This window comes from Nocardioides pelophilus, assembly GCF_014180685.1.
In the GTDB taxonomy this organism is placed as follows: Bacteria; Actinomycetota; Actinomycetes; order Propionibacteriales; family Nocardioidaceae; genus Nocardioides; species Nocardioides pelophilus.
In genome coordinates this window covers 1-5,824 of record NZ_JACEHF010000223.1, presented here as the reverse complement: position 1 = coordinate 5,824, position 5,824 = coordinate 1, and the positions used below count along the sequence as shown (strand labels likewise).

Below are 5,824 nucleotides of genomic sequence, written 5' to 3'. Positions count from 1 at the left end.
CCGCCACCAGGAGCGCCTCCGCCGTCAGCTGCTCGCCTCCGGCGAGCGTCACCGTGAACCCGGAGCCGGGGTCGTGATCGACCCGCTCGACCTTCACCCCGGTGCGCACGCCGATCCCCTCCTCGGTCATGGCGTCCGCGACCACCGCGCTCGCCTCGGGCTCCTCGGGGCCGAGGATCCGGTCCGCGACCTCGAGGATCGTGACCTGCACCCCGAACCGGGCGAACGCCTGGGCGATCTCACAGCCGATCGCACCGCCGCCGAGCACGATCATGCCGGCGGGGAGCTCGGTGACCTGCACGGCGTCGCGGTTGGTCCAGTACGGCGTCGCGGCCAGGCCGTCGACCGGGGGTACGGCGGGCTCGGTCCCGACGTTGAGCACCACCCCGCGCGTCACGTCGTACTCCTCGGCGCCGTCGGCGGTCTCGACGACGACCTTGCCGGGGCCGGCCAACCGGCCGTGCCCGCGCGCGAACCTGGCGCCGTTGTCGATCAACCGGTCGACCGCCACCTGGTCGTTCCACGCGTCGGTGGCCTCGTCGGAGATCCGCTTGGCCACGGTGCTCCAGTCGGGCGTGACCTCGACCGAGCCGCCGAGCGTGGGCACTCGTCGCGCCTCGGCGAGCGCGTCGGCCGCCCGGATCATCATCTTCGACGGGATGCACCCGTAGTAGGGGCACTCGCCCCCGACCAGGTGCTTCTCCACTCCCAGCACGGAGAGCCCGGCACCGGCGAGCTGAGCAGCGACGTGCTCGCCTCCCGGACCGAGACCGATGACGACGACGTCGATGCTCTCGCTCATGCGCCCAACACTGGCACGGCGAGGCCCGAGCAGGGAACCACCTGCTAGCCGACCGGTCCGACTCCGCGCGGCAGCGTGGCGCGGGCAGCGCGGCAGCGTGGCGCGCGCGGCGAAGCCGCATCGCGCGGCGCCCGCGGGCCGAGCTCAGCGATGGTCCGTGAGGCGCCGCGCGATCCGCGACACGCTCGCGCAGTTCAGACGAGCGTCGGCTTGCTCTTCAGGATGGCGCCGAGGACTCCGTTCACGAAGGACGGGGACTCGTCGGTCGAGAGCTCGCGCACCAGGGCAAGCGCCTCGGTGACGGCCACCGCGTCCGGGACGTCGTCGACGTAGAGCATCTCGTAGACGCCGATCCGCAGCACGTTGCGGTCGACGGCGGGCATCCGGCCGAGGGTCCAGCCCTGGGCGTAGGTCTCCAGCACCTCGTCGATGCGGGCCAGGTGCTCGACGACCCCACGGACCAGGGTCTCGGTGTAGGGGTTGGACGGCGCGGCGTCGTCGGCGATCGACCGGTCGAGCGTCTCGCCGGCCGACTCCCGCCGCAGGTCGGCGGCGAAGAGGAGGTCCAGGGCCCGCTTGCGGGCCTTGGAACGTGCGCCTCCTGAGGCCATCAGCCCTTCACGCGGCCCAGGTAGGACGAGTCGCGGGTGTCGACCTTGATCCGCTCGCCCTGCTCGACGAAGAGCGGCACCTGGATCTCGTGACCGGTCTCGACGGTCGCGGGCTTGGTGCGGCCGGTCGCGCTGTCGCCGACCACACCGGGCTCGGTGTAGGTGACGGTGAGCTCGACCGACGCGGGGAGCTCGACGAAGAGCACGCGCCCCTCGTTGGTGGCGACGATCGCCTCGGTGTTCTCGAGCATGAAGTTCTTCGCGTTGCCGACGATGTCGGGGTCGACCTCGGTCTGCTCGTAGGTGCCGGTGTCCATGAAGACGTAGTTGCTGCCGTCGTTGTAGAGGTACTGCATCGTGCGCCGGTCGACCGTCGCGGTCTCGACCTTGGTGCCGGCGTTGAACGTCTTGTCGACGTTCTTGCCGGACTCGACGTGCCGGAGCTTGGTGCGCACGAACGCCGGGCCCTTGCCGGGCTTCACGTGCTGGAACTCGACCACCTGCCAGAGCTGGTTTTCCAGCTTGAGAACCATGCCGTTCTTCAGGTCGTTCGTCGTTGCCATGCGTCAGCCTTCTTCGATGCAGATGTCAAGGTCAGGGTGGCCATCGGGCCAGCGCAGAAGTCTAGTCGTCGAGCTCGGCGGCGATGAATTCGAGAGCCTGCCGGTAGCCGTCGATCCCCTGCCCGGCGATCACCGTCGCCGCGTGCGGCGTGACCACCGACGTGTGCCGGAAGACCTCCGGGCGCTGCGACGGGTCGGAGATGTGGACCTCCACCAGCGGTGCGGTGAGCTGGGCGCACGCGTCCCAGATCGCGTACGAGTAGTGCGTCCACGCGGCCGCGTTGAGGACCACCGGGGTCTCGGTGTCGGCCGCCTGGTTGAGCCAGTCGAGCAGCTCGCCCTCGTGGTTGGTCTGTCGCACCTCGACCTCGAGGCCGACCTGCTCGCCCCACCCGCGACAGAGCTCGGCGAGCTCCCCGTGGGTGGTGGGCCCGTAGATCTCCGGCTGGCGGCGGCCCAGCCGCCCGAGGTTGGGACCGTTCAGGACCAACACCTTCATGACGGGCTCCCGACGGGCGCGAGGGCGTCGTACGCCGACCGGAGGTCGTCCTCCGACGGGCCGGCGAGGACCACCGGGCGGGCGAGGTCCTCGAGGACGACGAACCGCAGCTGGTCGCCACGGGACTTCTTGTCGACGCGCATCGCGCCGAGCAGGTCGTCGAACGGCGCGGCGGCGTACGTCGTCGGCAGGCCGACCTTCGCGAGCGCGGCCCGGTGCCGCGAGACCAGCTCGGGCGACAGGCCGCCGGTGCGCGCGGCGAGCTCGGCGACGTAGACGCAGCCGATCGCCACCGCCTCGCCGTGGCGGATGCCGTAGTCCTCGAAGCGCTCGATCGCGTGGGCGAGGGTGTGGCCGTAGTTGAGGACCTCGCGACCCGGGTGGCCGTCGCGACCGCCGGTCTCCTTGAGGTCACCCGCGACCACGTCGGCCTTGACCTGGACCGCCCGCTCGACCAGCTCGCGGAGCACGGGCGAGTCGGCGGTGAGGGTCTCGGGATCGGTGGCCTCGACCAGCTCGAGGATCCGCGGGTCGGCGATGAACCCGCACTTGATGACCTCACCCAGGCCGGCGACCAGCTCGGCGCGCGGCAGGGTCGCCAGCAGCGCCAGGTCGCACACCACGCCGGCCGGCTCGTGGAACGCGCCGACGAGGTTCTTGCCGGCGCCGGTGTTGACGCCGGTCTTGCCGCCGACGGCCGCGTCGACCATGGCCAGCAGCGTGGTCGGCACGTGGACGACGGCGACGCCGCGCAGCCACGCCGCGGCGACGAAGCCGCCGAGGTCGGTGGTCGCGCCACCGCCGAGGGTGACGATCGCGTCGGAGCGGGTGAACCCCTCGTCGCCGAGGGCTTCCCAGCAGGCGCTGGCGACCTCGATGTTCTTGGCCTCCTCACCGTCGGGGATCTGCAGCACGATCGTGTCGATCCCCGCCAGCTCCTCGGCGAGGTCGTCGAGCAGGTCGTCGAGCGACTCCGGCGAGATGACCGCGATCCGCTGCACGCCCTCGGGCAGCAGCGACCGCACCTCCGAGAGCACGCCGCGCCCGATGAGGACGTCGTACGGCGCGGCGGTGGCGACCCGGATCCGCGTCGGCTGGCTCTCCGGCGTGACGGTCACTGCCCCATCCTCTCGATGATCTCGGCTGCCACATCCTGCGGCGTCCGGCCGTCGGTGTCGACCGAGATCCGGGCCAGGCCCTCGTAGATCGGGGTGCGCTCGTCGAGCAGCTGCTTGACGCGGGCCCGGACGTTGCCGAGCAGCAGCGGGCGGCCGACGCCGAGCCCGACCCGCTTGGCCGCGTCGGTCAGGCCGACCTTCAGGAACACCACGCGATGGTCGGCGAGCAGCTCCCGGGTGGCAGGGTCGAGCACCGCTCCTCCGCCGAGCGCCAGGACGCCATCGTGCGCCTCGAGCGCCGCGGCCACGGCCTCGCGCTCGAGCTCACGGAACGCGGCCTCCCCGTCGTCGACGAAGATCTCCTGCACCGACTTGCCGGCCCGCGCCTCGATCGCGTGGTCGCTGTCGAGGAACGCCACCCCCAGCGCGTCGGCGAGCAGCCGGCCGACGGTGGTCTTGCCGGCGCCCATGGTGCCGACCAGGACGGCGACCGGGCCCGAGCGGCCCGAGCGGTCCGAGCTGTCCGAGCTGTCCGAGCTCTCGGTGCTCACCGGTACCTCAGGCTGCCCAGGTAGCTCTCGACGTTGCGGCGGGTCTCCTGCACCGAGTCGCCCCCGAACTTCTCGACCACGGCGTCGGCCAGCACCAGCGCGACCATGGCCTCGGCCACGATGCCGGCCGCGGGCACGGCGCAGACGTCGGAGCGCTGGTGGTGGGCGACGGTCTCCTCGCCGGTGGCCAGGTCGACCGTCCGCAGCGCACGCGGCACGGTCGCGATCGGCTTCATCGCCGCGCGCACCCGGAGGATCTCGCCGGTGGTCATGCCGCCCTCGGTGCCGCCCGACCGGCCGGACACCCGGCGCAGGCCCTCGTCGGTCGGGACGATCTCGTCGTGCGCGAGCGAGCCCGGGGTCGCGGCCAGCTCGAAGCCGTCACCGACCTCGACGCCCTTGATCGCCTGGATGCCCATCAGCGCGCCGGCAAGCCGCGAGTCGAGCCGGCGGTCCCAGTGGACGTGCGAGCCGAGCCCCGGGGGCAGCCCGTGGACGACGACCTCGACCACGCCCCCGAGGGTGTCGCCGTCCTTGTGGGCCTGGTCGATCCGCTCGACGATCTGCTTCGAGGTGTCCGCGTCGAGGCAGCGGACCGGGTCCTCGTCGAGGCGCGCGACGTCGTCGGGCTCGGGCCACAGCCCGGCCGGCGCCCGCACGCCGCCGATCTCGATCACGTGGGAGACGATCCGCGCACCGACGGCCTGCTCGAGGAAGTTGCTCGCCACCCGGCCGAGCGCCACCCGCGCGGCGGTCTCGCGCGCCGAGGCGCGCTCCAGCACGGGACGGGCGTCGTCGAAGTCGTACTTCTGCATGCCCGCCAGGTCGGCGTGGCCCGGCCGCGGCCGGGTGAGCGGCGCGTTGCGGGCCAGTCCGTCCAGGACCTCCTGGTCGACCGGGTCGGCGGACATGACCTGCTCCCACTTGGGCCACTCGGTGTTGCCGACCTCGATCGCGACCGGTCCACCCTGGGTGCGGCCGTGCCGGACGCCGCCGACCACCCGCACCTCGTCGGCCTCGAACTTCATCCGGGCGCCGCGGCCGTAGCCCAGCCGCCGCCGGGCGAGCGAGTCGGAGATGTCGTCGGTCGTCACCTCGACGTGGGCCGGCAGGCCCTCGAGGATCGCGACCAGGGAGGGTCCGTGGGACTCCCCCGCGGTCAGCCAGCGCAACATGCGTCACATCTTCCCATCCGGGCCGGTGCGGCAGTTGTCGGGAGTGGTGGGGCGAGACTGGGCTAGCCCCAGATCGCTGCGACCAGCGGCTCGCCGGCGACGATGCCGAGCCAGGCGCCGAAGAGCAGGAACGGCCCGAAGGGGTAGGCGCGCTTGAGCACCGAACGGTCGCGCTTGACGATGGCGATGAGCAGGCCCGGCACCGCGAACAGCAGGAACGCGGCGTAGATCCCGACCAGCAGCGGCACGGCGCCGGCGTACCCGAGCGTGCAGCCGAGCAGCGCGGACAGCCGGACGTCCCCGAACCCCATCCCCGCCTGCCGGATGAACCACAGCACCCAGAAGACGGTCCGTACGACGAGGAGGGCGAGCACGCCGCGGACCAGCTCCTCGGCGTCGCCGGTGGCGGCCCACCGGATCGCGCCGTAGCCGAGCGCGACGCCGGTCGCCGGCAGCACCACGATCGACGGCAGCAGCCGGGTTCGGTGGTCGACGATGGCGGGCA

General features: G+C 72.4%; 8 protein-coding genes. All 8 read right to left on the bottom strand.

Annotation, left to right across the window (positions count from 1 at the left end):
• The coding region (locus H0488_RS21635; RefSeq protein WP_183101280.1) for an FAD-dependent oxidoreductase at positions 1-802 on the bottom strand (802 nt) is incomplete at its 3' end.
• Between the two features lie 194 nt (positions 803-996).
• Entirely contained in the window at positions 997-1,413 is a 417-nt protein-coding gene (gene nusB, locus H0488_RS21630; protein WP_183101279.1) for a transcription antitermination factor NusB, read from the bottom strand.
• On the bottom strand, positions 1,413-1,976 hold the full coding sequence (gene efp / locus H0488_RS21625) for an elongation factor P (protein WP_183101278.1): 564 nt from the start codon (positions 1,974-1,976) through the stop codon (positions 1,413-1,415). The genes nusB and efp overlap by 1 nt, the downstream gene beginning before the upstream one ends.
• Positions 1,977-2,037: 61 nt before the next feature.
• Positions 2,038-2,475, bottom strand: coding sequence for a type II 3-dehydroquinate dehydratase (locus H0488_RS21620; protein ID WP_183101277.1), 438 nt, complete (start codon positions 2,473-2,475; stop codon positions 2,038-2,040).
• On the bottom strand, positions 2,472-3,593 hold the full coding sequence (aroB, locus tag H0488_RS21615) for a 3-dehydroquinate synthase (RefSeq protein ID WP_183101276.1): 1,122 nt from the start codon (positions 3,591-3,593) through the stop codon (positions 2,472-2,474). The genes H0488_RS21620 and aroB overlap by 4 nt, the downstream gene beginning before the upstream one ends.
• Positions 3,590-4,144 (bottom strand): shikimate kinase, encoded by a 555-nt coding sequence (locus H0488_RS21610; RefSeq protein WP_446685634.1) that lies wholly within the window; start codon positions 4,142-4,144, stop codon positions 3,590-3,592. Before H0488_RS21610 ends, aroB begins: the two co-directional genes overlap by 4 nt.
• Positions 4,141-5,319 (bottom strand): chorismate synthase, encoded by a 1,179-nt coding sequence (aroC, locus tag H0488_RS21605; RefSeq protein ID WP_183101275.1) that lies wholly within the window; start codon positions 5,317-5,319, stop codon positions 4,141-4,143. Before aroC ends, H0488_RS21610 begins: the two co-directional genes overlap by 4 nt.
• Before the next feature lie 62 nt (positions 5,320-5,381).
• The coding region (locus H0488_RS21600; protein WP_183101274.1) for a prepilin peptidase at positions 5,382-5,824 on the bottom strand (443 nt) is incomplete at its 5' end.